Consider the following 25,319-nt stretch of genomic DNA (forward strand, 5'->3'; position numbering starts at 1 on the left):
AGGATTGTCGGGCGTTCTCAGCGGAAGTCAGCGGGCTTCAGGCCATGCCGCTGCAGCTTGTCGTACAGCGTCTTTCTCGGAACCTGCATTTCGGCCAGCACTGCGGATATGTCCCCACGATGGGACTGTAGCGCGTCGCGCAACAGTTCGGCTTCGAATCTGTTGACGCGGTCGGGAAGGCTCAAGCCTTCGTCGGGCGGGCGGGTCGTGTCGTCGAGCGACAAGGCGACGCGTTCGGCGAAATGCGCCAGTTCGCGGATGTTGCCGGGCCAGTCGGCCTCGACCAACAGGCGTCTTACGCTGTCGCTTATTGTGGGCGTATCAACGCCGTGGCGGTCCGCAGCGCGACGCAGGAAGTGGGCGAACAGCAGGGGAATGTCTTCTCGCCGTTCGCGCAGAGGCGGTACGCGGAGCCGCACGACGTTCAGACGGTAATAGAGGTCTTCGCGAAAAGCGCTCGCGCGGGCGGCCTCGCCCAGATCGATCTTTGACGAGGCCAGCACACGCAGATCTAAGGCGCGGGGCTCATTGGCTCCGATCGGATGGACCTCGCGTTCTTCCAGGACACGCAGAATCTTGACCTGGACGGCCAGAGGCATGCTCTCGACCTCGTCCAGAAACAGTGAGCCGTTGTGCGCCCGTTCAACGTGCCCGACCCGGCGGCGCAAGGCTCCGGCGAAGGCGCCGAGTTCATGACCAAACAATTCGCTCTCGATCAGCCCGTCGGGCAGGGCGCCGCAGTTGACGGCGACGAACGGCGCCAAGCGACGTCGACCACCGTTGTGAAGGGCGCGCGCAACGGCCTCCTTTCCTGTCCCGGTTTCACCTTCGATCAGCACGTCCATCCGGGCGTCGGCGATCTGAGCGATGGTGGCGCGGAGGGCGGTGATAGCGCGAGATGATCCCGCCAGGGGAAGTTCCTGTCCGCTTTCCGAGGCCATCGCCAGCAAGCGACGGTTTTCCAGGACCAGACCGCGTTTTTCCAGAGCGCGGTTCAAGCTGTCTTGAAGGCGCTCAAACGAAAAGGGCTTGGCGACGAAGTCGTAGGCGCCGTCCTTCATCGCTGCGACGGCGTCGGTGATGTCGCCATGGCCAGTGATCATGATGATCGGCAGGGCGGCGTCCAACGCTTGCAGGCGGCTGAGCAACTGGCGGCCATCAAGGCCGGGCATCCGCAGGTCGGTGATGACAACGCCCGGGAAATCGGCGTCAATCGCTCTCAATGCAGGTTCGGACCCCGGAAAAGGGCGGACGTCGTAACCTTCCAAGGTCAGGCGCTCGACCAAGGCATGGCGGAAATCGGCGTCGTCCTCGATCAGAGCGACGGCAGTGGGGCGAGCGAATTCCATCACGCGATCCTCAGCGTGGCGACAAAGGTCGCTCCGACGTCCTCGTCGACCAAGTCAAGCTCGCCGCCGAAACCGGCGATCAGATCTCGACAGATGACCAGACCCAAGCCGAGGCCATTTGCGCGTGTGGTGACAAAGGGCGTGAACAGTTGGGCGCGCACAGCGGGAGGGACGCCAGGACCATTGTCGGAAATGCTCAATCGAACACGGTTCTTATCGCGCGAGACTTTCAGCGTTAGTCGCGGCCGATCGCAGCCTTCCAGCGCTTCTGAGGCGTTCTTGACCAAGTTGACGATCACCTGTTCCAGACGAAAGCGGTCGGCGCGCACTGTGACGTCTGCGTCGCCTTCGCGGATCATTTCGACGCCGCCCTCGTCCAATCGGCCGCGCGTCAGCAGCAAGGCGCCGTAGATCGCGTCTTCCAGGCGGACGATGCCGATTTTGGGATCTGACTTTCTGGAAAAGACCCTTAGACCCTCGGTGATGGCGCCGATGCGCTGTGTCAGGTCGCTGATCCGCGCCAACGCGCCGCGCGCCTTGGCGGGGTCGTCGCGGTCAAGCAGAACGCCGGCGGTCTCTGCCTGTGTCTGGATAGCGGCGACGGGTTGATTGATCTCGTGCGCCACGCTGGCGACGATCTGCCCCAGGGCGGCGAGTTTGCTGGCTTGAACCAGTTCGTCACGCAGCAGTTCGCGTGCGGTCTCGGCTTGGCGGCGTTCCTCGATCTGGCGATTAAGGGCGGCATTGGCGTTACGAAGCTCGTGGGTGCGTTCGTCAATCAGCCTTTCCAATTCCATCCGCGCCTCTTCCTCGGCACGCGCGCGGACAAGGGCCTGTTGGCGACGACGCAGGAGCACGACGATCACGCCTGCCAGCAGGGTGACGATCAGGGCTGCAAGCGCCCGTGCGGTTGCGACGGCCGTTCCAATGGATCCGCGATCCGGCGACAGCAGGTGCAGGGTCCAGCCGGGCGTTTCCGTTGGGATCGCCGCATGCATCCAGCGTTGCTCACGGCCATCGACTGGAGCCTGGATCAGACCCGGTCGATCATTGGTGGGCGTTACGAAGGGGAGGGGACGCAAAGCCTCGGGTTGAAGCGTCTGATCGGTCAATGTCAGCCGCCGTCGACGTTCGTCCAGCGCTTCTGTGGTGCGGAAACGCCATGCGGACACGCTGGTGATCAGCACGACGCCGCCGGGATCGACAACATAGGCCGGCTCACCCGACGCGCGCCATTCGGCCTCGAGAGCGGCGAACTCGACCTTGACCACGACGACGCCCACGGCGGAGCCGCTCGACCCGTCAACGCGCCGCGCCAGATAGAGTCCGGGTCGGCCGGACACGGTGCCCAAGGCGAAGAATTCCGCCTGGCCCTGGTGCATGGCGTTGATGAAATAAGGGCGAAACCCGTAGTCGGCGCCGACGAAACTGGTCGGCAGGCGCCAGTTGCTGGCGGCGCGGGTCCGGCCGTTGGCGTCGATGATATAGATGGCGGCGGCCCGTGTCTGACGCGCCAAAGTCTCCAGTTTAAGGCTGACAGGATCGCCCTTGGCAGTCTGCGGGGCGCTCAGCAGGGCGGCGATGTCGGGATCGCTCGCCAACGCCAGGGGCAGGGAGCGGTGCTTCTCCAGTTCGCTGCGTAGCACGGCCGCATGCAGGGCGGCGGCCGCCTCTGTCTGCCGAGCCAGTTCAATACTAGCGTCACGCCGAGCGACCTCGCCCGCCCCGAAAGCCGCCAGGACGGCAGTCGCGAACCAAGCTCCCGCCGTTATCAGCCAACGGGAGCGCCAAGGTTTTCGAGCCGAGCCTATGACAGGTGAATGCTGCACCTTCCTAGTGTGCGGATAATCGCACGTAAGGGCCAGTCGCCTGGGTGAAAAACCGCACAGATATCTCGATAAACGCTCCCGCTTTCATAGAAAGTGCTTGGTTATCATAAAGATGGAGACGTTCGATCAAGCGCTTTCGCGATGATGGTTCTCGTTGGAAGCTCTATCCAACGGAGCGTGGCGAAGATCGCGCCCATCGAGGAGACTGCGGGATCACCCCCGCACATCAGGAGCCCTTCGTGATCTCAATACCGTCAGAGGCCGCGCCGGTCGTTCGCCGGCCGTTCTATCGTCACCTGTATTTCCAGGTGCTGATCGCTATCGCGCTCGGCGCTCTGATCGGTCACTTCTGGCCGACATTCGGCGAAAGCCTGAAGCCGCTGGGCGACGGATTCATCAAACTGGTGAAGATGGTCATCGCGCCAGTGATCTTCCTGACCATTGTGACCGGCATCGCGGGCATGCGTGATCTTGGAAGCGTCGGTCGCGTCGCCGCCAAGGCCTTCGCATACTTCCTGGTCTTCTCGACTCTGGCTCTGATCGTGGGCCTGATCATCGCCAATCTGGTGCGTCCGGGCCATGGTCTGAACATCGACCCGGCGACGTTGAACGCCGGCGCCGTCGAGCAGTATGCGGCGGCCGCGCACGAGAGCACGATCGTCGGCTTCCTGATGGGCGTCATTCCCGACACGCTGGTCAGCGCCTTCTCGACCGGCAACATCCTGCAGGTTCTGTTCGTGTCGATCCTGTTTGGCCTCGCCCTGGCGTTGGTGGGAGAGCGGGCCCAGCCTGTGGTCGATCTGTTTGAGACGCTCAGCCTTGCCGTGTTCAAGCTGGTCGCCATCGTGATGAAGGCCGCGCCCATCGGCGCCTTCGGAGCCTTCGCCTTTACGATCGGCGCCTACGGCATCGCATCGATCGCCAATCTGGCCGCCTTGATCGTGACCTTCTACGTCACCGCGATCATCTTCGTCGTGGGCGTGCTGGGGCTGGTGGGCGTCGCCAACGGCTTCAACATTCTCAAGCTGATCCGTTACCTCAAAGAAGAGCTTCTACTGGTGCTGGGCACTTCCAGTTCAGAAGCGGCCTTGCCCAGCCTGATCTCCAAGATGGAACGCGCGGGCGCCGCCAAGTCGGTCGTCGGCCTGGTCGTGCCGACCGGCTATTCGTTCAATCTGGACGGCACCAACATCTATATGACGATGGCTGCTCTGTTCATTGCTCAGGCGCTGAACATCGAACTCACCATCTGGCAGCAGATCACGCTTCTGCTGGTCGCCATGCTCAGCTCAAAAGGCGCAGCGGGCATCACGGGCGCGGGCTTCATCACCCTGGCGGCGACCCTGTCGGTCGTGCCGGATGTGCCAGTCGCAGGCATGGCGCTGATCCTGGGCATCGATCGCTTCATGAGCGAATGCCGGGCCCTGACCAACTTCATCGGCAACGCCGTGGCCACCATCGTCGTGGCCCGCTGGGAGAACGCGCTGGATCGCGACGCCCTGAAGGCCGCGCTCGACGGACATCCCTTGCCGGTGGCGGCGCTGCCTGACCCTGCGGCGGGGCCTGGAGACGATCTGGTTCTCGCCAAGGACTGACGGCGAGGACGACTTTTGAATGACGGGACCGACGACATAACGACGGCCCGGGAGGAGGAAACATGAAGATGCAATCCAAGTTCGCACTAATGGCGGGCGCGGCCTCGGCTGTACTGCTGATCTCGGCGGGAGCGGCTCTGGCTCAGGACGCCGCGCCTCAGTCCACGCCAGCGCAGGAGGCTGAGGCGGCGCAGGTCGAGGACATCGTCGTCGTCGGCTCCCAGATTCGCGGCGCCTCCACCACGGCGGCTCTGCCAGTGACCGTCGTCACGCAGGAAGAAATCATCGCGACCGGCGCCGTCAGCGGTGATGATCTGCTGCGGTCCATTCCCCAGATGGGCGATGTGCTGTTCTCCAGCGCCAACAATCCTCAAACCTCGAACGCAGCGCGAGGCGACGTCAACTCGGTCAATCTGCGCTCGCTGGGCGTGGGCAATACCCTGGTGCTCTTGAACGGACGTCGGATCGTTCAGCACCCCACCAGCCAAGGGACGTCAGACACCGGCACGGTGCCTGTGCTCAGCTACAATTCCAACGCCATTCCGGTCTCTGGATTGGAGCGGTTGGAAGTTCTGCTGGACGGCGCCGCCGCCATCTATGGCGCGGATGCGGTCGCGGGCGTGGTGAACACTGTGCTTCAGCAGGATTTCGATGGCTTGGAGATGAAGGCCCAGTACGGCGGCGCGGAGGGCACGCATCGCCGAGAATTCACCTTCGGTATGTTCGCAGGCAAGGATTTCGAGCGGGGCAATCTGTCGGGCTTCCTCGACTACACCAACCGCACCGCCCAGCAGGCCAGCGACGAACCCTATACCGCCTCTGACGACCGCCGCAGCCTGTTCGCCAACGTGCCGGGCTATGAGAATTCGACCGACACCGATGGGCGCTCTTCCTATACAGCCTGGGCCAACTTCCAGACACCATTCCAGGTCCGTCGGGGCACGACTGCTCTGACGACCGGCGCCGGCGCCTTCCACAATCAACCTTCCAGCTTCGGCTGCACCGCGCCGGTTGGGGGTGATGTTTGCCTGGCCAGCGGCAATATCAGCTACAGCGGCGCCGGCCGCGAGTTGCGCTATGACGGGGCGCGGGGCACGACCCAATCGCCGGATATCGAACGGTTGAACCTGTTCGTGTCGGGGCACTACGATCTCGACAACGGCGTCACGGCATTTGGCGAACTCGGCTATTACACGGCGTCGACCCAGAACATTCAGCCGCCGACCATCCTGCTGAACCCGCTGTGGATTCCAGCCAGCAACTACTGGAATCCGTTCGGTCCCGTCACCTTTGCCGACGGCACGCGCAATCCCAATCGTCTCGCTGGCCTGACAAACGTCCCCACAGCCGGGACGGCCGTTAAGCTGGTTCGGTATCGCTTCAACGATCTGGGCGCCCAGGTGGTGGATGTCGACAACTGGCAGTCCCGATTCCTGGGCGGCCTGCGGGGCGAATGGCGCGGCTTCGATTGGGAAACCGCGCTGCTGTATTCGGAAGCCGAGGCCACCGACAGCTCGAACGCCGTCAATCTGACCGCGCTTCAGGCCAATCTCGCCCTGTCGACGCCCGACGCCTACAATCCGTTCAGCGGCGGGTGTGTGAACGACACCAGCTTTGGCGACTGCACGCCCAGTTCTCAGGGCGCGATCGACGCCATCACGACCGACCTGACGCGGGTGTCCAAGACCACGCTGGCGCTGTGGGACTTCAAGGTCAGCCGTCCCGATGTCTTCACCCTGCCGGGCGGACCTGTCGGTGTGGCCCTGGGCGTCGAGGCGCGCCGTGAGACCCAGCGTGACGACCGCGACGCTGATCTGGACGGCACCAACGTCTTCCGCGACAGCGTGTCGGGCGAGATCAGCCAGTCCAACATCGCTGCGGTCAGTTCAAACCCCGATACCTACGGCAAGCGCGAGGTCTATTCGGCCTATGTCGAGTTTGCGGTGCCTGTCGTTTCGCCGGAGATGAACATCCCGCTTGTTCGCAGTCTCGATTTCCAACTGGCCGGTCGATACGAGCACTATTCCGACTTCGGCGATGTGGCTAAGCCCAAGATCGCCATGGCCTGGGATTTGGTCGAAGGCGTACGCGTCCGAGGCTCCTATTCCGAGGGTTTCCGCGCCCCGAACCTGGAACAGACCAACGCGGCGCAGTACGGGCGTCTGTCCACCAATAACGATTACATCCGCTGCGAGGCCGATTTGCGCCTGGGTCGGATCACCAACTTCAACCAATGTTCGCAACCCGCCAGCGCCTCGCTGCTGGTGTCGGGCAATCCCGAGCTTCAGCCCGAGGAAAGCACCAACCAGTCCATCGGCCTGGTGTTGCAGCCCTGGTTCATTCCCGAGCAGTTCGGCCGCTTCACCTTCACGCTGGACCGCTGGAAGATCGAGCAAGAGAAGATCGTCGGTCTGCTGGGCGCGCAGTCGAACGTCGTGCTGGACTACCTGAACATCCTGAACGGCACGCGGAACGACAACGTCAACCGGGCGGCGGTGACGGCCGACGACATCGCCTTCTTCCAGGGGAGCGGAATCACTCCCGTCGGACAGATCGTCTCGGTCAAAGACCAGTTCATCAACCTGCTGCCGCAGACGGTGGAGGGTCTCGACATCGGTCTTCAGTGGCGACTGCGCGGCACGCCCTGGGGCAACTTCCGCGCCAGCGTGAATGCGGCGCATCTGACGAAGTTTGACCGTTCTCCCGGCCCCTTGGTCGAGTCGCTGTTCGCGGCGCGTGAAGCCGGTCAGATCAACGCGAATACACCGCTGCCGATCTCTCAGACCCTGCTGGCTCGCAACGGCCGGCCGGAATGGCGGGTGACGGGTTCGTTCACCTGGTCGCAAGGGCCATGGCAGGTGGGCGCATTCACCCAATACAACAGCGCCGTCACCGAAACCGGCTTCCTCAGCGCCCAAGGCGATCCCTGGCAGGTCGATAGCCAGATCACTGGCAATCTGTATGGTCAGTATGAGTTCGGCGACAACGCCGGCTTTGCGTCCGGCACAACGGTTCGACTGGGTGCGCGCAACGTCACTGACGAGCAGCCGCCGTTGACTTCGTCGGGCTATCTGGGTGCGCTCTACAATCCCTACGGCCGCTACTGGTACGCCAACATCTCCAAGACGTTCTAAGAGAGAGAGGCGCGATGACCGATCGTATCGTTCGAACTCTGGCGGCGGTGGTCGCAGCCTGGGCCGGCATCGCGTCAATGACGCAGGCGCAAGAAACGGAGACGGCCGTCGCGGCGGCTATCGATCCTGCGCCCGCGCCAGCCGATTGCCCGGACTTCGTGCCGGAGCAGACGCGGTGCTGGTCGGGCAGGGCGGTTAAAGGCGGCTACTATTGGATCGCCGTGCCTCAGGACTGGAATGGCGCCCTGATCGTTCACGCGCATGGCGGGCCGCGCCTTAGCGCACCAGAACCGAACGATCCGCTGGAGGATATGGAGCGGTTCTCCATGACGGTGAAGGAAGGCTTCGCCTGGGCGGGCTCGACCTATCGCCGTGGCGGCTATGGCGTACGGATGGCGGCGGAAGACACGGACGATCTGCGCCAGATTTTCTGGAACGCCTTCGGCAAGCCACGTCGAACTCTGGTGCATGGCCAGTCCTGGGGCGGAAACGTCGCGGCCAAGACGGCTGAGCTCTACGCGCGCGATGCCGAGGGACAGGTGGTTTGGGACGGTGTGGTCCTGACCAACGGCGTAATCGGCGGCGGGACCCGCACCTACCGCTTTCGCGCCGATCTGAGAGCGGTGTATCAGTTCTACTGCAACAACCATCCGCTTCCGAACGAGCCCCGGTATCCGCTTTGGCAGGGGCTGCCGCTAGAAAGCGATCTGAACCGGGCGCAGTTGGCGGAGCGGGTCAAAACCTGCACGGGCGTGGGCCTGCCGCTTGCTGAGAGGTCGGCTGAGCAGAAGCGCAATTTGGCGGATATCCTGGCCGTGACGGGCGTGAACGAGGAACAGTTGGTTCCGCATTTGGCCTGGGCGACCTTCCTGTTCAGCGACATGGTTTTGCGTCGTCTTGATGGGCTGAACCCCTTCGATAACAGCCATACGGTCTATCAGGGTTCGCAAGACGACGAGGCGTTGAACGCTGGCGTTCAGCGTTTCGCGGCTGATCCGATGGGTGTGGCGCGCTTGGCCTACGACGCCGATCTCAGCGGTCTGATCGTGGCGCCCACGCTGACGATCCACGCCAAGAACGATGCGACGGCCTTTGTCTCCAACGACGCTCTTTACAGGGAGACGGTCGCCGCGGCGGGACGATCGGACCTATTGGTCCAGACGTTCACAGACGAGTCCGAACATAGCCGCCTGTCGCCGCCAGAGTACGTCGGTCTTTTCCAGGCGATGATGCGCTGGCTGGACAAGGGCGTGAAGCCGACGCCCGCTGACGTTGCCACGCTGTGTCAGGTGGCGGCTTCACGCTACGAGAACGGCTGTCATTTCGACACCACCTTCAAGCCGTCGACGGACAGCCGCCCCAACTGAAGCTGCCGCTGCATTTCACAACGATCTGCTCCAAACGCAACACGGCCCGCAGGCGACTGCGGGCCGTGTCTGTTTGTGCGTGAGCTGAAAGATCAAACCGTCTTGGCGCGGTCCTTGTCGGAGGAGCTGCGGGCCAGTTCACGGTTCAGCCACAGGGCCAAGAGGGTGCAGATGGCGCCCGACAGCAGATAGGCGCCGGCGGCGATCAGGCCGAACTGGCTGGAGATCCACAGGGCCGCCAGGGGTGCAAAGCCCGCGCCGAACAGCCAGGCCAGGTCCGAGGTCAGGGCCGAGGAGGTATAGCGGTTCGTCAGGCTGAAGCTGGAAGCCACGGGGCCAGAGGCCTGGCCGAACGACAGGCCGAGCAAGATGAAGCCGGAGATCATGAAGGTCAGCTCGCCGACCGGGCCGCCGTTCAGCAGTTGCGGCGCAAAGCCCGAGAAGGCGGCGATGCCGGCGGCGGTGATCGCCAGCAAGGTGCGGCGGCCGTAGCGGTCGGCCAGTATGCCCGAGGCCAGGATGGCCAGCAGGCCGAAGACGGCGCCCACCATCTCGATCAGCAGGAAGCGGACCGGCGTTTCCTTGGTGAACAGGAACACCCACGACAGCGGGAAGACGGTCACCATGTGGAACATGGCGAAGCTGGCCAGCGGCGCGAAGGCGCCGATGGCGATCTTCGGGCCTTCGTCGCGCAGGGCCTGGCTGATCGGCGTGGGCTGCAGTTCGCGCGTCTCGAACAGCTTCTGGAAGGCCGGCGTCACTACGATGCGCAGGCGCGCGAACAGGGCCACCACGTTGATGGCGAAGGCGACGAAGAACGGATAGCGCCAGCCCCAATCCAGGAAGTCAGGGGCCGACAGCGTGTTCAGGAAGAAGGCGAACAGGGCCGAGGCCACCAGCAGGCCGATGGGCGCGCCGAGTTGCGGGATCATGGCGTACCAGCCGCGCTTCTTCTCGGGCGCGTTCAGCGCGAGCAGCGAGGCCAGACCGTCCCAGGTGCCGCCCAGGGCGACGCCTTGGCCGATACGGGTGAGGGCCAGCAGCACCGGCGCCCACATGCCGATGCTCTCATATCCCGGGATGAAGGCCACCGACACGGTCGAGGTCCCCAGCAGCAGCAGGGCGGTCGTCAGCTTGGCGCCGCGCCCGAACTTGCGGTCGATGGCGATGAACAGGACGGTCCCCAGCGGCCGAGCCAGGAAAGCCAGGGCGAAGACGGCGAAGGAGAGCAGGGTGCCGCCCACCGCGCCCGCATAGGGGAAGATCAACTGCGGGAAAACGACCACCGAAGCGATGGCGTAAACAAAGAAGTCGAAAAACTCGGAAGTTCGGCCGATAATGACGCCGATGGCGATCTCGCCGGCGTCAACCTTGCCATGGCCCGTGTGAAGGGCGGCGGCGTCGCGTTCCAGCGACTCTGACGAAGGGGTCGTCGAGGCGGACATGGGCTTGGTCGCTCCGTGTGAGACTGAATTATCGGCCGTACGGCAGGTCGCCGCATTATGACCGGGCGCCCTTTGCGATGAAAGCGGCCTCGTGAGGATAGGACATATTGCCCAATGTCGTTCCTGATTGAAGCTGAGTATCCCGCCGCCTACGAACGCCAACCGTCGCGGCGCCTCCCCCTCGCCCGACGCTTTTCGATTGGATCCGCCTTGCGCCGTCTGCGCCTTCTTTTGCTCGCGCCCATCGTGGCCCTGCTGTCGGCCTGCAACCTGGTCGTCCTCAACCCTGCCGGCGACGTCGCGTCCCAGCAGGGCGATCTGCTGATGATCTCGACCCTGCTGATGCTGATCATCATCGTGCCGGTGATGGGTCTGATCGTCTTCTTCGCCTGGAAGTATCGGGCGTCGAACAAGGAGGCCGAGGCCGACTACCGTCCCGACTGGGACCACTCCACGTCGTTGGAGCTGGTCATCTGGGCCGCGCCGCTGATGATCATCATCTGCCTGGGGGCCCTGACCTGGGCCGGCACCCACCTGCTGGACCCCTATCGTCCAATCGACCGGATCAAGCCGGGCCAGGCCGTCGAGGAAAGCGTCGAGCCGTTGCAGGTCAATGTCGTCGCGCTCGACTGGAAGTGGATGTTCATTTACCCGCAGTACGGCGTCGCCACCGTCAATGAGCTGGCCGCGCCGGTTGACCGTCCGATCCGTTTCCACATCACCTCGTCCTCGGTGATGAACAGCTTCTACATCCCCGCCCTGGCCGGTCAGATCTACGCCATGCCGGGCATGGAGACGAAGCTTCACGCCGTCATCAACCGTCCGGGCGAATATGAAGGGTTCTCGGCCAACTATTCCGGCGACGGCTTCTCGCACATGCGCTTCGCCTTCCACGGTCTGGATCAGTCCGGGTTCGACCAATGGATCGCCGGCGTTCGCCAGGGCGGCCAGACGCTGGACCGCGATCGCTATCTGGAGCTGGAAAAGCCCAGCGAGAAGGTGCCGGTCATGCGCTTCGGCGCCGTGGATGGCGCGCTGTGGGACGCGATCCTCAATATGTGCGTCGAGCCGGGTAAGATGTGCATGGGCGAGATGATGGCCATCGACAAGCAGGGCGGCCTGTCCATGGCGTCCGTGCGCAACACCATGCCGCTGGTCTATGACAAATACGCCGGTCGCGGAAAATCGCCCGCCTACTTCGGCTCCAACGACAGCTACGTCATGACGATCTGCACCCCGCTGCAGGCCGAGGCGGCCGCCGCCGACCGCATGCGCCGCGCCGAGCTGGATACGGTCGCCGGACCGACCAGCCTGGAGCGCCTGACCGGGCAGGGGTTGTCGCCCGGTCAGACTCCGATGGCCTCGCTGACGACGCTGGCCCGCAATCCCTTCGCCACGGGGCCGGTTCCGACCGACGTCCGTTCCGCCCCCAACGCCTGAGCGAACACAGTCGATGAACGCTGATCAACTCATTCCGCTAATCTTCGGGCGCCTCACGCTTGAGGCTCTGCCGTTGCACGAGCCGATCCTGGTCGTGACCATGTCGGTCGTGCTGCTGGGCGGTCTCGCCCTGTTTGGCGCCCTGACCTATTTCAAGCTGTGGGGCTATCTCTGGAAGGAATGGTTCACCACCGTGGACCACAAGAAGATCGGGATCATGTACATGATCCTGGGTCTGATCATGTTCGTGCGCGGCTTCGCCGACGCCATAATGATGCGCCTGCAACAGGCGATGGCGTTCGGCGGGTCCGAGGGTTACCTGAACGCGCACCACTATGACCAGATCTTCACCGCCCACGGCGTGATCATGATCTTCTTCGTGGCCATGCCGCTGGTGACGGGCATCATGAACTATGTCGTGCCGCTGCAGATCGGCGCGCGCGACGTGTCCTTCCCCTTCCTGAACAACTTCAGCTTCTGGATGACCACGGCCGGCGCCATTATCGTCATGGCCTCGCTGTTCGTGGGCGAGTTCGCGCGCACCGGCTGGCTGGCCTATCCGCCGCTGTCGGGCATTGGTTACAGCCCCGGCGTCGGCGTCGACTACTATATATGGGCGTTGCAGATCGCGGGGGTCGGGACCACGCTGTCCGGCATCAACCTGATCGCGACGATCGTGAAGATGCGCGCGCCCGGCATGGGTATGATGAAGATGCCGGTCTTCACCTGGACCTCGCTGTGCACCAACGTGCTGATCGTGGCGTCCTTCCCGGTTCTGACCGCCGTCCTGGCCCTGCTGACGCTGGACCGTTACGTCGGCACCAACTTCTTCACGAACGACTTCGGCGGCAACCCGATGATGTACGTGAACCTGATCTGGATCTGGGGTCACCCCGAGGTCTACATCCTGATCCTGCCGCTGTTCGGCGTCTTCTCGGAGATCGCCTCGACCTTCTCGGGCAAGAAGCTGTTCGGCTACACCTCCATGGTCTACGCCACGGTCGTCATCACGATCCTGTCCTACTTGGTCTGGCTGCACCACTTCTTCACCATGGGCTCTGGCGCCTCGGTGAACAGCTTCTTCGGCATCACGACGATGATCATCTCGATCCCGACGGGCGCGAAGATCTTCAACTGGCTGTTCACGATGTACCGTGGGCGCATCCGGTTCGAGCTGCCGATGATGTGGTTGGTCGCCTTCATGCTGACCTTCGTGATCGGCGGGATGACGGGCGTGCTGCTGGCGGTGCCGCCGGCCGACTTCGTGCTGCACAACTCTCTCTTCCTGGTGGCCCACTTCCACAACGTCATCATCGGCGGCGTGCTGTTCGGCCTGTTCGCGGCGATCAACTTCTGGTGGCCCAAGGCCTTCGGCTTCAAGCTGGACAAGAAGTGGGGTCTGATCAGCTTCTGGTGCTGGGTGCCCGGCTTCTGGCTGGCCTTCCTGCCGCTGTATGTGCTGGGCCTGATGGGCGTGACGCGCCGGATGCGGGTGTTCGACGATCCGTCGCTGCAAATCTGGTTCGTCATCGCCGCCATCGGCGCCGGCGTCATCGCCTTGGGCATCGCGGCCATGTTCATCCAGTTCGCCGTGTCGATCATCAACCGCGACAAGCTGCGCGACACCACGGGCGACCCATGGGGCGGCCGCACGCTGGAGTGGGCGACCTCGTCGCCGCCGCCGGCCTACAACTTCGCCGCCACGCCGTACGTCCATGACGCCGACGCCTGGTGGGACATGAAGAAGCAGGGCTATCAGCGTCCGCTGAACGGCTACAAGGCGATCCACATGCCCTCGAACTCGGGGGCGGGGATCATCATCTCGGGCCTGTGCCTGGTGATGGGTCTGGCTTTGATCTGGTACATCTGGTGGCTGGCCGCCATCAGCTTCATCGGGGTGTTGGCCGTCTCGATCGGCCATACCTTCAACTACAAGCGCGACTATTACATCCCCGAGGATGAGGTCCGCGCGACAGAAGAGGCGCGCACCCGCGCCCTGGCCGGAACGGAGGCCTGATCATGAGCGCGACTGCGACCGAGATCGACCGGACCGTCTTCCACCTGGAAGAGGAGCCGCACCACGAGGAAGGCTCCAGCACCATGCTGGGCTTCTGGCTCTATCTGATGAGCGACTGCCTCATCTTTGCGATGCTGTTCGCCGTGTTCGGCGTGCTCGGCGGCAACTACGCCGCCGGGCCGGGGCCCAAGGAGCTGTTCGACCTGGAGCTGGTGGCAATCAACACCACCATGCTGCTGTTCTCGTCGATCACCTATGGCTTCGCCATGCTGGCGATGGATCGAAACAACCAGCGTCAGACGCTCGTTTGGCTGGCGATCACCGGCCTGTTCGGCCTGGCGTTCCTGGGGATCGAACTCTACGAGTTCGCGCACCTGATCCATGAGGGCGCGACGCCGCAACGCAGCGCCTTCCTGTCGGCCTTCTTCACCCTGGTGGGCACCCACGGCCTGCACGTCACCTTCGGCATCATCTGGCTGGTGACGCTGATGGTTCAGGTCAGCATGAAGGGCCTGATCCCCGCCAACAAACGCCGCCTGATGTGCCTGTCGATGTTCTGGCACTTCCTGGACGTCATCTGGATCGGCGTCTTCACCTTCGTCTATCTGCTGGGCATGCTGCGATGAGCGCCGACATGAACGACCATTCGCCGGAGTCTCACGAGACCGACCACCTGGGCCACGAGGGGCACAATCACGGCTCCTTCAAGAGCTACATGATCGGCTTCGTGCTGTCAGTGATCCTGACGGCCATCCCGTTCGCCCTGGTCATGACCGGCGTCCTGCCGACCCAGGCGACGGCCCTGATCGTCATGGGCTTCGCCGTGGTGCAGATCGTGGTCCACATGATCTACTTCCTGCACATGAACTCCAAGTCCGAGGGCGGCTGGATCATGCTGGCGCTGATTTTCACCATCATCGTGGTGGTCATCGCCTTGTCGGGTTCGCTGTGGGTCATGTACCACCTGAACACCAATATGATGCCCATGACGCACGACATGGCGCAGATGGGCGGCTGAGGTCGAGATCACGGACCCGTCCTCAGCCCCGGCCGCCGGCAAGGCCAGACGCTCGCGATCCTTCCGCATGGCGGTCGTGGTTGCGGGCCTGGCCTTGTTCGTCGGCTTTCTGGCGCTGGGCGGGTGGCAGGTTCAGCGACTGGCCTGGAAGACCAATCTGATCGCCCAGGTAGATGCGCGCGTTCACGCGGCCGCCGTTCCATCGCCTGGCCCGACCCAATGGGCCGGTGTGACGCGCGACAAGGATCAGTACCGCCGCGTTACGGTTCGCGGTCGATTTCTGCACGACAAGGAAACCCTGGTTCAGGCGGTGACCGACGCCGGCGGCGGCTTCTGGGTCATGACGCCTTTGGTTGCTGACCGGGGCTTTACCGTCCTGATCAATCGCGGCTTCGTGCCCGCTGGCCGACGCGATCCGGCCGTCCGCGCCGATGGTCAGGTCGAGGGGCCGCAGAGCGTGACGGGACTGCTCCGGATCACCGAGCCCAAGGGCGGCTTCCTGCGCGCCAATGATCCCGCCGGTGATCGCTGGCGGTCCCGCGACGTCGCGGCGATCGCTGCGCGGCGGGGCCTGACGACCGTCGCGCCCTATTTCATTGATGCGGACGCCAGTCCGAACCCGGGCGGATGGCCGCGCGGAGGACTGACGGTGATCCGGTTCGCCAACAGCCATCTCGTCTATGCCTTGACCTGGTTCGGCATGGCGCTGCTGACCTTGGTCGGTCTGTGGCTGTTCCTGCGCGACGGCAGGCGCAACAGGTCGTGACGACGACAACTGTACAAAGGCTGCTGGGCCTGGGGCTCAGAGGCGGGGTCGCGACCCACGGCGGCGCCAACCGACGCAACATGCTGCTGCTGATCCAGCTGCGCTGGCTGGCGGTCGCCGGGCAGGTGGCGACGATCCTGCTTGTCCAGTACGTGATGCGGATCCCGCTGCCGGTGCTGTGGTTGCTGGCGGCGCCGGCGGGTCTGGTGCTGGTCAATCTGGTCAGCGCGCCGTTGACCGTGCGCCGGCAGGAGGTCGAGGACCAGGCGCTGATGATCGCCCTGTTGGCGGATGTGGCGGCCCTGACCTGGCTGCTGTTCCTGACCGGAGGCGCGGCCAATCCATTCGTGGCGCTGTATCTTCTACAAGTCGTTCTTGGGGCCGTGCTGCTGGCGCCGGTCTACGCTTGGGCGCTGATCGCCATCACCAGCCTGTGTTTCGCCGGGCTGGGCCTGCATTCCCGCCCGCTGAACCTGCCGCCGGCGCGCGAGGACTCGCTGCTCAGCCTCTATCTTCAGGGCAGTCTGATCTGTTTCGTGCTGATGGCCGTGCTGCTGGTGCTGTTCGTCACCCGGATCAGCCAGAACCTGCGCGAGCGCGACGCCTCCATGGCCGCCCTGCGCCAGCAGACGGCCGAGCATGATCATATTGTCCGCATGGGCCTGCTGGCGTCGGGCGCAGCGCATGAGCTGGGAACGCCGCTGGCTTCGCTGTCGGTGATCCTCAGCGACTGGAAGCGTATGCCGGCCCTGACCCACGATGCCGATCTGGCACAGGACATGACGGTGATGCGGGCCGAGGTCGAACGCTGCAAGGCCATCGTCACCGGCATCCTGATGTCGGCCGGCGAGGCGAGGGGACAGGCGCCCGAGCGCACGACCTTGCGCGTCTTCGTCGCCGATGTGGTGGCCAGCTGGAGCGGCGACGGTGTGGCGGTGCAGATCCGCGACGAGCTGGCCCAGAACCCGTCGATCATCGCCGACCCGGCCCTGCGTCAAGTGCTGGGCGTGCTGTTCGACAATGCGGTCGAGGCCGGGGCGAGCCGCATCACCGTGACCACGACGCGCACGGACGAGGATTTCGGCATCGCGGTCCGCGACGACGGACCAGGCTTTCCGCCGGCGATCCTTCAGGCCTGGGGCAAGCCCTACAACTCCACCAAGCCCAGGCCCGGCGCGGGTCTCGGCCTCTTTCTGCTCATGAATGTGATCCGGTCGCTGGGCGGTCGGGTAGAAGCCTCCAATCCCCCGGCGGGCGGCGCAGAAGTGCGTCTGACCTTACCGCTTTCGGCCTTGGCTCCGACGGACGAGATCGCGCATGACCGATGACGCCAGATTGCTGCTGATCGTCGAGGACGACGAGTCGTTCTCGACCACCCTGCGACGCTCGTTCGAACGGCGTGGCTATACGGTCGTCAGCGCCGCAAGTCCCGACCAGATGACCGAGGTGCTGAGGACGCATCGCCCCGGCTATGCGGTCGTCGATCTGAAGCTGGGCGGCCATTCCGGCCTGACCTGCGTCGAGGCTCTTCACGCCTTCGACCCCGAGATGAACATCGTCGTCCTGACCGGCTTCGCCAGCATCGCCACGGCGGTGGAGGCGATCAAACTGGGCGCCCGGCACTATCTGGCCAAGCCCGCCAGCACCGATGACATCGAAACCGCGTTCGGCCGGGCGGACGGCGACGCCGAGACGCCGCTGGGTACACGCCCCACTTCGATCAAGACGCTGGAGTGGGAGCGGATTCACGAGACGCTGGTGGAGACCGACTTCAACATCTCCGAGGCGGCGCGGCGGTTGGGCATGCACCGCCGCACCCTGGCGAGGAAGCTGGAGAAGCGCCGCGTCACCTAGTCCAGTTCGGCCGCGATCCTGTCGGCCAGCGCCCGTAAGGTCGCCGTATCCGCCATCGGCGCATGGCCGTGACCCTTCATCTCGCGATCTGCCCAGCGCGGCACGATGTGGAAATGCAGATGGAAGACCGTCTGTCCGCCCGCCTCGCCGTTGAACTGCAGGATCGACAGGCCTTCAGGCTTCAGCGCTTTCTCGACCGCCTTGGCCGTGCGTTGCAGGGCGGCGGTCACGCGGGCCAGAACCTCCGGCTCGATCTCCAGCAGATTACGCGCCTGGGACTGTTTGGCGATGATCAGGACGTGGCCTTCCGATTGGGGAAACACGTCCATGAAGGCCAGGACGTGGTCGTCCTCCCACACCTTCACCGACGGAATGTCGCCGCGCAGGATCTTGGCGAAGATGTTGTTGGTGTCATAGGCGCCGTGCAGGCTCATGGGCGGTCTCCGTGCGGTTCGGACCTTCGATAGCAGCGCCGTCCGCGAAGGGGGAGCCTTCGTCCACCTCGTGCATTATGGTCACGCTTGAACGTAACGAGGGCCGTCATGATCCGTTTCATCATCCAGGCGCTGGTCACCATGGCGGGCCTTTGGCTGTCCGCCCAGATCGTGCCGGGCGTCGATTTCACCAGCACCGGATCGCTGATCGCGGCCGCCATCATTCTGGGCCTGGTCAACGCCTTTGTGCGGCCGATCCTGGTCGTGCTGACCTTCCCGATCACCGTGGTAACCCTGGGACTGTTCCTGCTGGTGGTGAACGCCGCAATGATCGGGCTGACCTCCATCTTCCTGGACGGCTTCCGCGTCGACGGTCTGTGGGCCGGCATCGGCGCCGCCATCGTGACCGGCGTCGTCAGCTGGATCGCCGGCGCCTTCATCGGCGGCGGCGAAGAAGCGCGGGGCTAACTTCTTCAAAAGCTTGACGAGGTGATGCGAACCCAAGAAGGCTCAACAGCTCAGTTTGGCCGGTCTGCGCTCGCTTCCCGACGCCTGCGGAAAAGCATATCTGTCGTCGCTCGGGCCCTTTGTTCGATAAGTCGCTGACGGTCGGGATCGGGGTGGGGCTCCTGCGTGGTCGCCCAGCGTGCTCCGGCCGGCGCCGCCAAATCACGGCATACGCTCAGCGCAAGGCCCCGCTGGTAGGCGTTTGCATTACGCTTTCGGCGATCGGCTTCCCCAGTGACACTGGCCGTTTCGACGGGCGTGAACGTATTTGACTTCCATTGCGCCGGCGGGACCGGCACGGGGCGACCGTTTTCGATGATCCGAATGGAGCTGGGCTCTTCCCAGATCGTGTAGGCCGCGAATGGCTCGATCGTGTCCGCGTACCGCACAAGACCACAAATAACCCGTCCGCCGTTTCGAACGTCACGAGCAGTGTGCTCGAGGATGACTGCGGAAGGTCGCTTTTCGAAGACTGTCTGAAGGATGGCCTCGTCCGATGGTCGGGGCGGACGAGCGGTCTCCGTAGCCGAAGCCTGGCCAGCCATGATCACGATAGACATCGCCGCCAGAAACATAGGCTTATCCCACCTTCACCCGCGTCGCCGCCTCGGGCAGATCCTCGCCGAAGGCGCGCTGGTAGAACTCAGCGATGGTCGGGCGTTCCAGCTCGTCGCACTTGTTCAGGAAGGTCAGGCGGAAGCTGAGGCCCAGGTCATCGTTGAAGATCTGGGCGTTCTGGGCCCAGGTGATGACGGTGCGGGGCGACATGACGGTCGAGATGTCGCCGTTCATGAAGGCGTTGCGGGTCATGTCGGCGACGCGGACCATGGCGGCGATGCGGCGGCGGCCCTCGGCGTCCTTCCACTCGGGAACCTTGGCGGCGACGATCTCGGCTTCCACGTCGTGATCGAGATAGTTCAGCGTGGTGACGATGTTCCAGCGATCCAGCTGGGCCTGATTGATCTGCTGCGCGCCGTGATACAGGCCCGTGGTGTCGCCCAGGCCGATGGTGTTGGTCGTGGCGAACAGGCGGAAATAGCGGTGCGGGCGGATGACGCGGTTCTGGTCCAGCAGGGTCAGGCGACCCTGGGCCTCCAGCACGCGCTGGATCACGAACATCACGTCGGGCCGGCCGGCGTCGTATTCGTCGAAGACCAGGGCGATGGGGCGTTGCAGCGACCAGGGCAGGATGCCCTCGCGGAACTCGGTGATCTGCTTGCTGTCCTTCAGGACGATGGCGTCCTTGCCGATCAGGTCGATCCGGCTGACGTGGCTGTCCAGGTTCACGCGAACCAGCGGCCAGTTCAGGCGGGCGGCGACCTGTTCGATGTGGGTAGATTTGCCGGTGCCGTGATAGCCCTGAATCATCACGCGGCGGTCGAAGGCGAAGCCGGCGCAGATGGCGATCGTCGTCTGGGGATCGAAGCGATAGGCCTCGTCGATCTCGGGCACATGGCTGTCGCGCTCGTCGAAGGCGGGCACGGTCATGTCGCTGTCCACGCCGAAGGCTTCGCGCAGGGTCACGCGGCGATGCGGTTCGAGCGTCAGCAGGGGATCGGGGGAGGCGTCGAGCGGGGAGGTCATGGACCTCATCTAGAGGCGCCGCGCGCGCGGCTCAACACGCGCGCGGCCCTCGGCGTCGGTTATTTCGCGCTCAGGCGAACATCGACGTTGTTGCGAGTGGCGTTGGAGTAGGGGCAGACCTGGTGCGCCTTCTCGATCAGGTCGTCGATGACGGCCTGCTCTAGGCCGTGGTCGGTCACGGTCAGGTCGACATCCAGGTTGAAGCCTTCACCCTTGGTGTTCTTGCCGAAACCGACGCCGGCGGTGACCTTGGTGTCGGGGCCCACGGGCGTGCCGGCCTTGCCGCTGACCAGACGCAGGGCGCCGAGGTAGCAGGCGGCGTATCCGGTGGCGAAGAGCTGCTCGGGGTTGGTGCCGTCGCCGCCCTTGCCGCCCATCTCGGTCGGCGTCGACAGTTTGACGTCGATCTTGCCGTCGTCGGTGGCCGAACGACCGTCTTCGCGGCCTCCGCCCGATGCCGTCGATTGGGCGCGATACAGAACTTCCATGGCAGGCTCCTTGGGTTGGGATGCTTGAGATGGGAGCTTAACGGCGGACGGGAAGGGGGCGTTGCATCGCGGCTCTAGCCATCGACCGGCGACGCGGGCTAAAGCACCTGCTGGGGCGCGTCGTCGGAGTACGCAGTGAAGATTGCCGAACGCTGGTTCGTGTGGGCGGGCATGGTTCTGCTGGGCGGCATCGCCCTGGCGGGGTTGGTCGTCGCCGTCTATGCGGCGTGGCTGTTCCACGACCTGCCCGATGCGTCGGAGCTAGCGGATTATCGCCCGCCGACCGCGACGCGCGTCTATGCCGGTGACGGCACCCTGATCGGCGAGTTTTCGGACGAGCGCCGGATCTATGTCTCCTACGACCAGATTCCCCAGCCGGTGATCCACGCCTTCCTGGCGGCTGAAGATCGCAACTTCTTCCAGCATGGCGGCATCGACGTGGGCGGCATCGGCCGCGCGTCGCTGAAGAACGTCTTCAATCTGGCGTCGGGACGCCGGCTGGAAGGCGGTTCGACCATCACCCAGCAGGTGGCCAAGAACGTCCTGCTGACCAACGAATCCAGCCTGAACCGCAAGCTGAAGGAAGCCATCCTGGCCAATCGCCTGGAGGCGACCCTATCCAAGGAGCAGATCCTCGAGCTGTATCTGAACGAGATATTCCTGGGCTATCGCTCGTTCGGCATAGCGTCGGCGGCCTACAACTATTTCGGCAAATCGCTGGCGCAGCTGACGCCCGACGAAGCCGCCTTCCTGGCGTCCCTGCCCAAGGGGCCGAACAACTATCACCCCAAGCGTCACCCCGGCGCGGCCAAGGGCCGTCGTGACTGGGTGCTGGGCGAGATGGAGCAGAGCGGCTGGCTGACGCCTGAACAGCTGGTCGAGGCACGCGCCAAGCCTCTGATCACGCGCGATGCGCCGCAACGGTCGGATTACAAGGACGCCGACTTCTTCGTCGAAGAAGCGCGCCGCCAGGCCGCCGCCAACCCCCAGTTCGGCGAGCAGCTGCGCGCTGGCGGCTTCTATATGCGCACGACCCTGGACCCGACGCTGCAGACGGCGGCGCGCCGGGCTCTGATGCAGGGGCTTGAGAACTACGACCGTCGTCACGGCTGGCGCGGCGGGTGGGGCACGACCGATTTCGCCGACGGCTGGCAGGCGGTCGCGCTGAAAGAACAGGCGCCGCCCGAGCGTCGCAGCTGGCAGGCCGCAGCCATCGAAAGCGTCAGCGGCAACACGGTGCGCATCCGCACGGCCCGCGACGACAAGTCCGGCACGCTGCTGGCTTCGGACGCGGCCTGGGCCAACGCCAACCGCCAGCTGAAGCGCGGCGAACTGATCTTCGTGGAGCCCCAGGGCGGGCAGTTCGCCCTGAAGCAGGTGCCGCGCGTCAACGGGGCGCTGGTGGCCATCGAGCCGCAGTCCGGCCGCGTGCTGGCGATGGTCGGCGGCTATTCCTATGCGCTGTCCAGCTTCAACCGGGCGACTCAGGCGCGCCGCCAACCGGGTTCAGCGTTCAAACCCTTCGTCTATGCGACGGCGCTGGAGGGCGACTTCACTCCCGCCTCGATCGTGCTGGATGCGCCGATCAGCTTTGCCGGCGGTCCCAACGGCACGCGCTGGACGCCCGAGAACTACAGCCGCCAATACTATGGCCCTCAGACGCTGCGTCGCGGGCTGGAGCTGTCGCGCAACGTCATGACGGTACGGCTGGCACAGTCGGTCGGCATGAAGAAGATTGTGGAGCAGGCGGATCGCATGGGGCTGCCCGGCATGACGCCGAACCTGTCGGTCTCGCTGGGCGCCGGCGAGGTCACGCCTCTGGATATCACGGCCGCTTATTCCGCCTTCGCGAACGGCGGTCGGCGGGTGACGCCCTATCTGATCGACTATGTTCAGGACCGTGACGGCGAGACCATCTTCCGCGCCGACAACCGCAGCTGCCGCGAATGCGGACGGGGCTTCTCGGGCCAGGAGTCGCCGCGCCTGCAGCAGCGCGGAACCCAGGTCATCGACCCGATCACCGCCTATCAGATGAGCTCCATGCTGGAAGGCGTGGTCCAACGCGGCACCGCCGCCAGCGCGCGCGGCCTGGGGCCCTGGGTCGCGGGCAAGACCGGCACGACCAACGAATATCGCTCGGCCTGGTTCGTGGGCTTCACCACCGACATCGTGGTCGGCGTGTTCATCGGCTTCGACGACAACCGCTCGCTGGGATCCGGTGAAGCCGGCGCCTCGGCCGCCGTGCCGGTCTTCACGGAGTTCATGCAGACGGCCTTGAAGGAAAGGCCGGCTCGCCCGTTCGTGCGGCCCAAGAACGCCATATTCCGGACCGTCAACGGCATCGAGGAGGCCTTCCGCCCCGGCACCGAACGCCAGGCCCCGCCGCCGCGCCCGACCGGTCCGGCCCAGCCCGTCGGACCGCAGAACTACTACGAGGTGATCCGCCGCGAGCAGGAGGCCGCCAGCGGCGCGCCCGCCTCGTCGCCGGCGCCCACCGCGCCACCGCCGCCCAAGAAGGCGCCGGCCGAGGACTTGAGCGGATTGTACTGAAGCTCTAGGTAGGCCTTTCGAACGGCGCGTCCTCGTGGCGCGCCGTTTTCCATTAATCCTGCCCTATTGCGCGACCTGCGGGCCGCGCTGCTTGAGGGCGTTGTGTCGCGGAGATTGCGATGAGACCGGATGTCGAGGCCATGAAGGCCGACATCGAGCAGAGCGTCGCTCTGCTCAGGAGGCGTCTTTGACTGGGATGTCGCTCTAAGAAAGCTCGATGAGCTGAATGCGCGCGTCGAGGATCCGACGCTGTGGGACAAGCCCGACGAGGCCCAGGCCGTCAGCCGCGAACGCTCGCAGCTGGAAGGCAAGATCAACACCGTCAAGGCGATGGAGCAGGACCTCGAAGACGGGGTGATGCTGGCCGAGATGGCGGACGAGGAGGGCGACGAGGGCGCGCTGGAAGACGCTCGCGCGTCGCTGCGCGGCATCAAGGAACGCGCCGCCCGCGCCGAGCTGGAAGCTTTGCTGTCCGGCGAGGCTGACGGCAACGACGCCTATCTGGAAGTGAACTCCGGCGCGGGCGGCACCGAGTCGAACGACTGGGCCGGCATGCTGCTGCGCATGTACTCTCGCTGGGCCAAGGCGCACGGCTATGAGGTCACGATCGAAGCGCACGAAGAGGGCGAGCAGGCGGGGGTCAAGTCGGCCACCATCCTGATCGAGGGGCCCAACGCCTATGGCTGGCTGAAGTCGGAATCGGGCGTGCACCGCCTGGTCCGCATCAGCCCCTATGACGCGGCGGCCAAGCGCCACACCAGCTTCGCCTCCATCGGGGTGTCGCCGGTCGTGGACGACGCGATCGAAATCGACATCAACCCCTCGGACGTCCGCACCGACACCTATCGCGCCTCGGGCGCGGGCGGTCAGCACATCAACAAGACCGACTCGGCTGTGCGCCTGACCCACACCCCGACCAACACCGTCGTGGCCTGCCAGGCCGGCCGGTCGCAGCACCAGAACCGCGAGATGGCATGGAAGATGCTGCGCGCGCGCCTGTACGAGCTGGAACTGCAGAAGCGTGAGGCGGCGGCTCAGGCGCTGGCCGACGCCAAGACCGACATCGGGTGGGGTCACCAGATCCGCTCCTATGTCCTGCAGCCCTATCAGATGGTGAAGGACCTGCGGACCGAGGTTGAGACCTCGGACACCCAGGGGGTGCTGGACGGCGACCTGGACGCCTTCATGGGCGCGGCCCTGGCCCAGCGGGTCGGCGAGACCCGCGGATCGAGCGTGGACTGACGGAAAAGGGCGGCTCCGATGAGCCGCCCTTTTTGTTTGGGCTGCCGGTTTTGCGGCCGTTCAGATTCGACGCGGTCAGGCGGCGGTCTTGTCCGCCTTGTCAGCCTTCGGCGCGGGGGCTTCCAGCATGGCGGCGCCGGGGGTGTCGCGCTTGGCCTGGTTACAGCGGCCCTGGAACCAAGCGCCCTGGTCGATGGCGAGCTGTTCCTGCGTGATGTCGCCCTCGACGCGGGCGGTAGCGTGAAGCTTGACCTGTTTGGCGACGATGGCGCCGGAGACGCGGCCGCGCACGTCAAGCACGTCGGCATGGACCGTGCCCTCGACCGAGCCGCCTTCGCCGATCACGACGCGCGAGACGCGAACGTCGCCCTTCAGGGAGCCGTCGACCTGAAGCTCGCCGGCGCCGGAGATGTTGCCTTCGTATTTCACGCCGGCCGAGAGTGTCGAGAGGTTGCTGGACCGGGCCGCTGGACGGGCCGGTTCAGGCGCGCGCGGCGCAGGCGTTGTCGCGGGCAGGGACGGCGTGGTCGCTGTCGTCGGCGTGGGCGTGGTCGGTTCGGGCGCCGGGGGGATGCCCAGGCCGTTCGATCCGCTGTCGTAGGATTTGCTCTTGGTGAACATGGTGCGCTCCGCATCTGCCAGCCAAGGCCGGCCAAGCCCCTATTAGCCCCGACGCCCACTAGGCCGTGGAGGAGGGGCC

General features: G+C 64.8%; 20 protein-coding genes. 13 read left to right on the forward strand and 7 right to left on the reverse strand.

The window, feature by feature from the left end:
* Positions 1–17: 17 nt before the first annotated feature.
* On the reverse strand, positions 18–1,349 hold the full coding sequence (locus PFY01_RS08170) for a sigma-54-dependent transcriptional regulator (RefSeq protein ID WP_271040926.1): 1,332 nt from the start codon (positions 1,347–1,349) through the stop codon (positions 18–20).
* Entirely contained in the window at positions 1,349–2,995 is a 1,647-nt protein-coding gene (locus PFY01_RS08175; protein WP_420197010.1) for an ATP-binding protein, read from the reverse strand. The genes PFY01_RS08170 and PFY01_RS08175 overlap by 1 nt, the downstream gene beginning before the upstream one ends.
* Positions 2,996–3,420: 425 nt before the next feature.
* Here PFY01_RS08175 and PFY01_RS08180 point away from each other — a divergent pair, with 425 nt between their 5' ends.
* From PFY01_RS08180 to PFY01_RS08190, 3 genes are all read left to right on the forward strand, one after another.
* A complete protein-coding gene (locus tag PFY01_RS08180; RefSeq protein ID WP_370451865.1) occupies positions 3,421–4,773 on the forward strand; it encodes a dicarboxylate/amino acid:cation symporter in 1,353 nt (450 codons plus the stop codon).
* Positions 4,774–4,835: 62 nt separating this feature from the next.
* Positions 4,836–7,907, forward strand: coding sequence for a TonB-dependent receptor domain-containing protein (locus PFY01_RS08185; RefSeq protein WP_271040929.1), 3,072 nt, complete (start codon positions 4,836–4,838; stop codon positions 7,905–7,907).
* A gap of 14 nt (positions 7,908–7,921) precedes the next feature.
* Positions 7,922–9,274 carry a hypothetical protein gene (locus PFY01_RS08190; RefSeq protein WP_271040930.1) on the forward strand — a complete coding sequence of 451 codons (1,353 nt, stop codon included), beginning with the start codon at positions 7,922–7,924 and terminating at the stop codon, positions 9,272–9,274.
* A gap of 92 nt (positions 9,275–9,366) precedes the next feature.
* On the opposite strand, the gene PFY01_RS08195 is transcribed toward PFY01_RS08190, so the two are convergent.
* The gene (locus PFY01_RS08195; protein WP_271040931.1) at positions 9,367–10,719 is read right to left on the reverse strand and encodes an MFS transporter; all 1,353 of its coding nucleotides are present in this window, start codon (positions 10,717–10,719) and stop codon (positions 9,367–9,369) included.
* Between the two features lie 210 nt (positions 10,720–10,929).
* On the opposite strand from PFY01_RS08195, the gene cyoA reads away from it, so the two are divergent.
* From cyoA to PFY01_RS08230, 7 genes are all read left to right on the forward strand, one after another.
* On the forward strand, positions 10,930–12,159 hold the full coding sequence (gene cyoA, locus PFY01_RS08200) for a ubiquinol oxidase subunit II (RefSeq protein ID WP_066626715.1): 1,230 nt from the start codon (positions 10,930–10,932) through the stop codon (positions 12,157–12,159).
* A 13-nt stretch (positions 12,160–12,172) separates the two neighbouring features.
* Positions 12,173–14,176 carry a cytochrome o ubiquinol oxidase subunit I gene (cyoB, locus tag PFY01_RS08205; RefSeq protein ID WP_271040932.1) on the forward strand — a complete coding sequence of 668 codons (2,004 nt, stop codon included), beginning with the start codon at positions 12,173–12,175 and terminating at the stop codon, positions 14,174–14,176.
* A 2-nt stretch (positions 14,177–14,178) separates the two neighbouring features.
* The gene (gene cyoC, locus PFY01_RS08210) at positions 14,179–14,802 is read left to right on the forward strand and encodes a cytochrome o ubiquinol oxidase subunit III (RefSeq protein WP_271040933.1); all 624 of its coding nucleotides are present in this window, start codon (positions 14,179–14,181) and stop codon (positions 14,800–14,802) included.
* Positions 14,799–15,194 carry a cytochrome o ubiquinol oxidase subunit IV gene (gene cyoD, locus PFY01_RS08215; protein WP_082465001.1) on the forward strand — a complete coding sequence of 132 codons (396 nt, stop codon included), beginning with the start codon at positions 14,799–14,801 and terminating at the stop codon, positions 15,192–15,194. The genes cyoC and cyoD overlap by 4 nt, the downstream gene beginning before the upstream one ends.
* A 67-nt stretch (positions 15,195–15,261) precedes the next feature.
* Entirely contained in the window at positions 15,262–15,960 is a 699-nt protein-coding gene (locus tag PFY01_RS08220; protein ID WP_271040934.1) for an SURF1 family protein, read from the forward strand.
* Positions 15,957–17,288 (forward strand): ATP-binding protein, encoded by a 1,332-nt coding sequence (locus tag PFY01_RS08225; RefSeq protein ID WP_271040935.1) that lies wholly within the window; start codon positions 15,957–15,959, stop codon positions 17,286–17,288. The genes PFY01_RS08220 and PFY01_RS08225 overlap by 4 nt, the downstream gene beginning before the upstream one ends.
* The gene (locus tag PFY01_RS08230) at positions 17,278–17,814 is read left to right on the forward strand and encodes a response regulator transcription factor (protein ID WP_174084988.1); all 537 of its coding nucleotides are present in this window, start codon (positions 17,278–17,280) and stop codon (positions 17,812–17,814) included. The genes PFY01_RS08225 and PFY01_RS08230 overlap by 11 nt, the downstream gene beginning before the upstream one ends.
* On the opposite strand, the gene PFY01_RS08235 is transcribed toward PFY01_RS08230, so the two are convergent.
* Positions 17,811–18,248 (reverse strand): HIT family protein, encoded by a 438-nt coding sequence (locus PFY01_RS08235; RefSeq protein WP_039247356.1) that lies wholly within the window; start codon positions 18,246–18,248, stop codon positions 17,811–17,813. The two genes, PFY01_RS08230 and PFY01_RS08235, sit on opposite strands and share 4 nt — an antisense overlap.
* Positions 18,249–18,356: 108 nt before the next feature.
* Here PFY01_RS08235 and PFY01_RS08240 point away from each other — a divergent pair, with 108 nt between their 5' ends.
* On the forward strand, positions 18,357–18,716 hold the full coding sequence (locus PFY01_RS08240; protein ID WP_174084989.1) for a phage holin family protein: 360 nt from the start codon (positions 18,357–18,359) through the stop codon (positions 18,714–18,716).
* A 618-nt stretch (positions 18,717–19,334) separates the two neighbouring features.
* Here the strand turns inward: PFY01_RS08240 and cobS are convergent.
* Together cobS and PFY01_RS08250 are read right to left on the reverse strand one after the other, a co-directional pair.
* Positions 19,335–20,339 carry a cobaltochelatase subunit CobS gene (gene cobS / locus PFY01_RS08245; protein ID WP_271040936.1) on the reverse strand — a complete coding sequence of 335 codons (1,005 nt, stop codon included), beginning with the start codon at positions 20,337–20,339 and terminating at the stop codon, positions 19,335–19,337.
* Between the two features lie 59 nt (positions 20,340–20,398).
* Complete coding sequence (locus tag PFY01_RS08250; protein ID WP_271040937.1) at positions 20,399–20,827, reverse strand: organic hydroperoxide resistance protein; 429 nt, start codon at positions 20,825–20,827, stop codon at positions 20,399–20,401.
* 135 nt (positions 20,828–20,962) lie between these two features.
* Here PFY01_RS08250 and PFY01_RS08255 point away from each other — a divergent pair, with 135 nt between their 5' ends.
* Entirely contained in the window at positions 20,963–23,377 is a 2,415-nt protein-coding gene (locus PFY01_RS08255; protein ID WP_333780210.1) for a penicillin-binding protein 1A, read from the forward strand.
* A gap of 119 nt (positions 23,378–23,496) precedes the next feature.
* Positions 23,497–24,619 (forward strand): peptide chain release factor 2 gene (gene prfB / locus PFY01_RS08260; protein ID WP_099052186.1). Its coding sequence is split into 2 segments (ribosomal slippage): positions 23,497–23,565 and positions 23,567–24,619, totalling 1,122 coding nucleotides; the frame shifts between segments, so codons are not numbered across the junction.
* A 75-nt stretch (positions 24,620–24,694) separates the two neighbouring features.
* On the opposite strand, the gene PFY01_RS08265 is transcribed toward prfB, so the two are convergent.
* Positions 24,695–25,240, reverse strand: a complete 546-nt coding sequence (locus tag PFY01_RS08265; protein WP_271040938.1) for a bactofilin family protein — start codon at positions 25,238–25,240, stop codon at positions 24,695–24,697.
* Positions 25,241–25,319: the final 79 nt, after the last annotated feature.

The organism is Brevundimonas vesicularis, assembly GCF_027886425.1.
GTDB classification, from domain to species: domain Bacteria; phylum Pseudomonadota; class Alphaproteobacteria; order Caulobacterales; family Caulobacteraceae; genus Brevundimonas; species Brevundimonas vesicularis_C.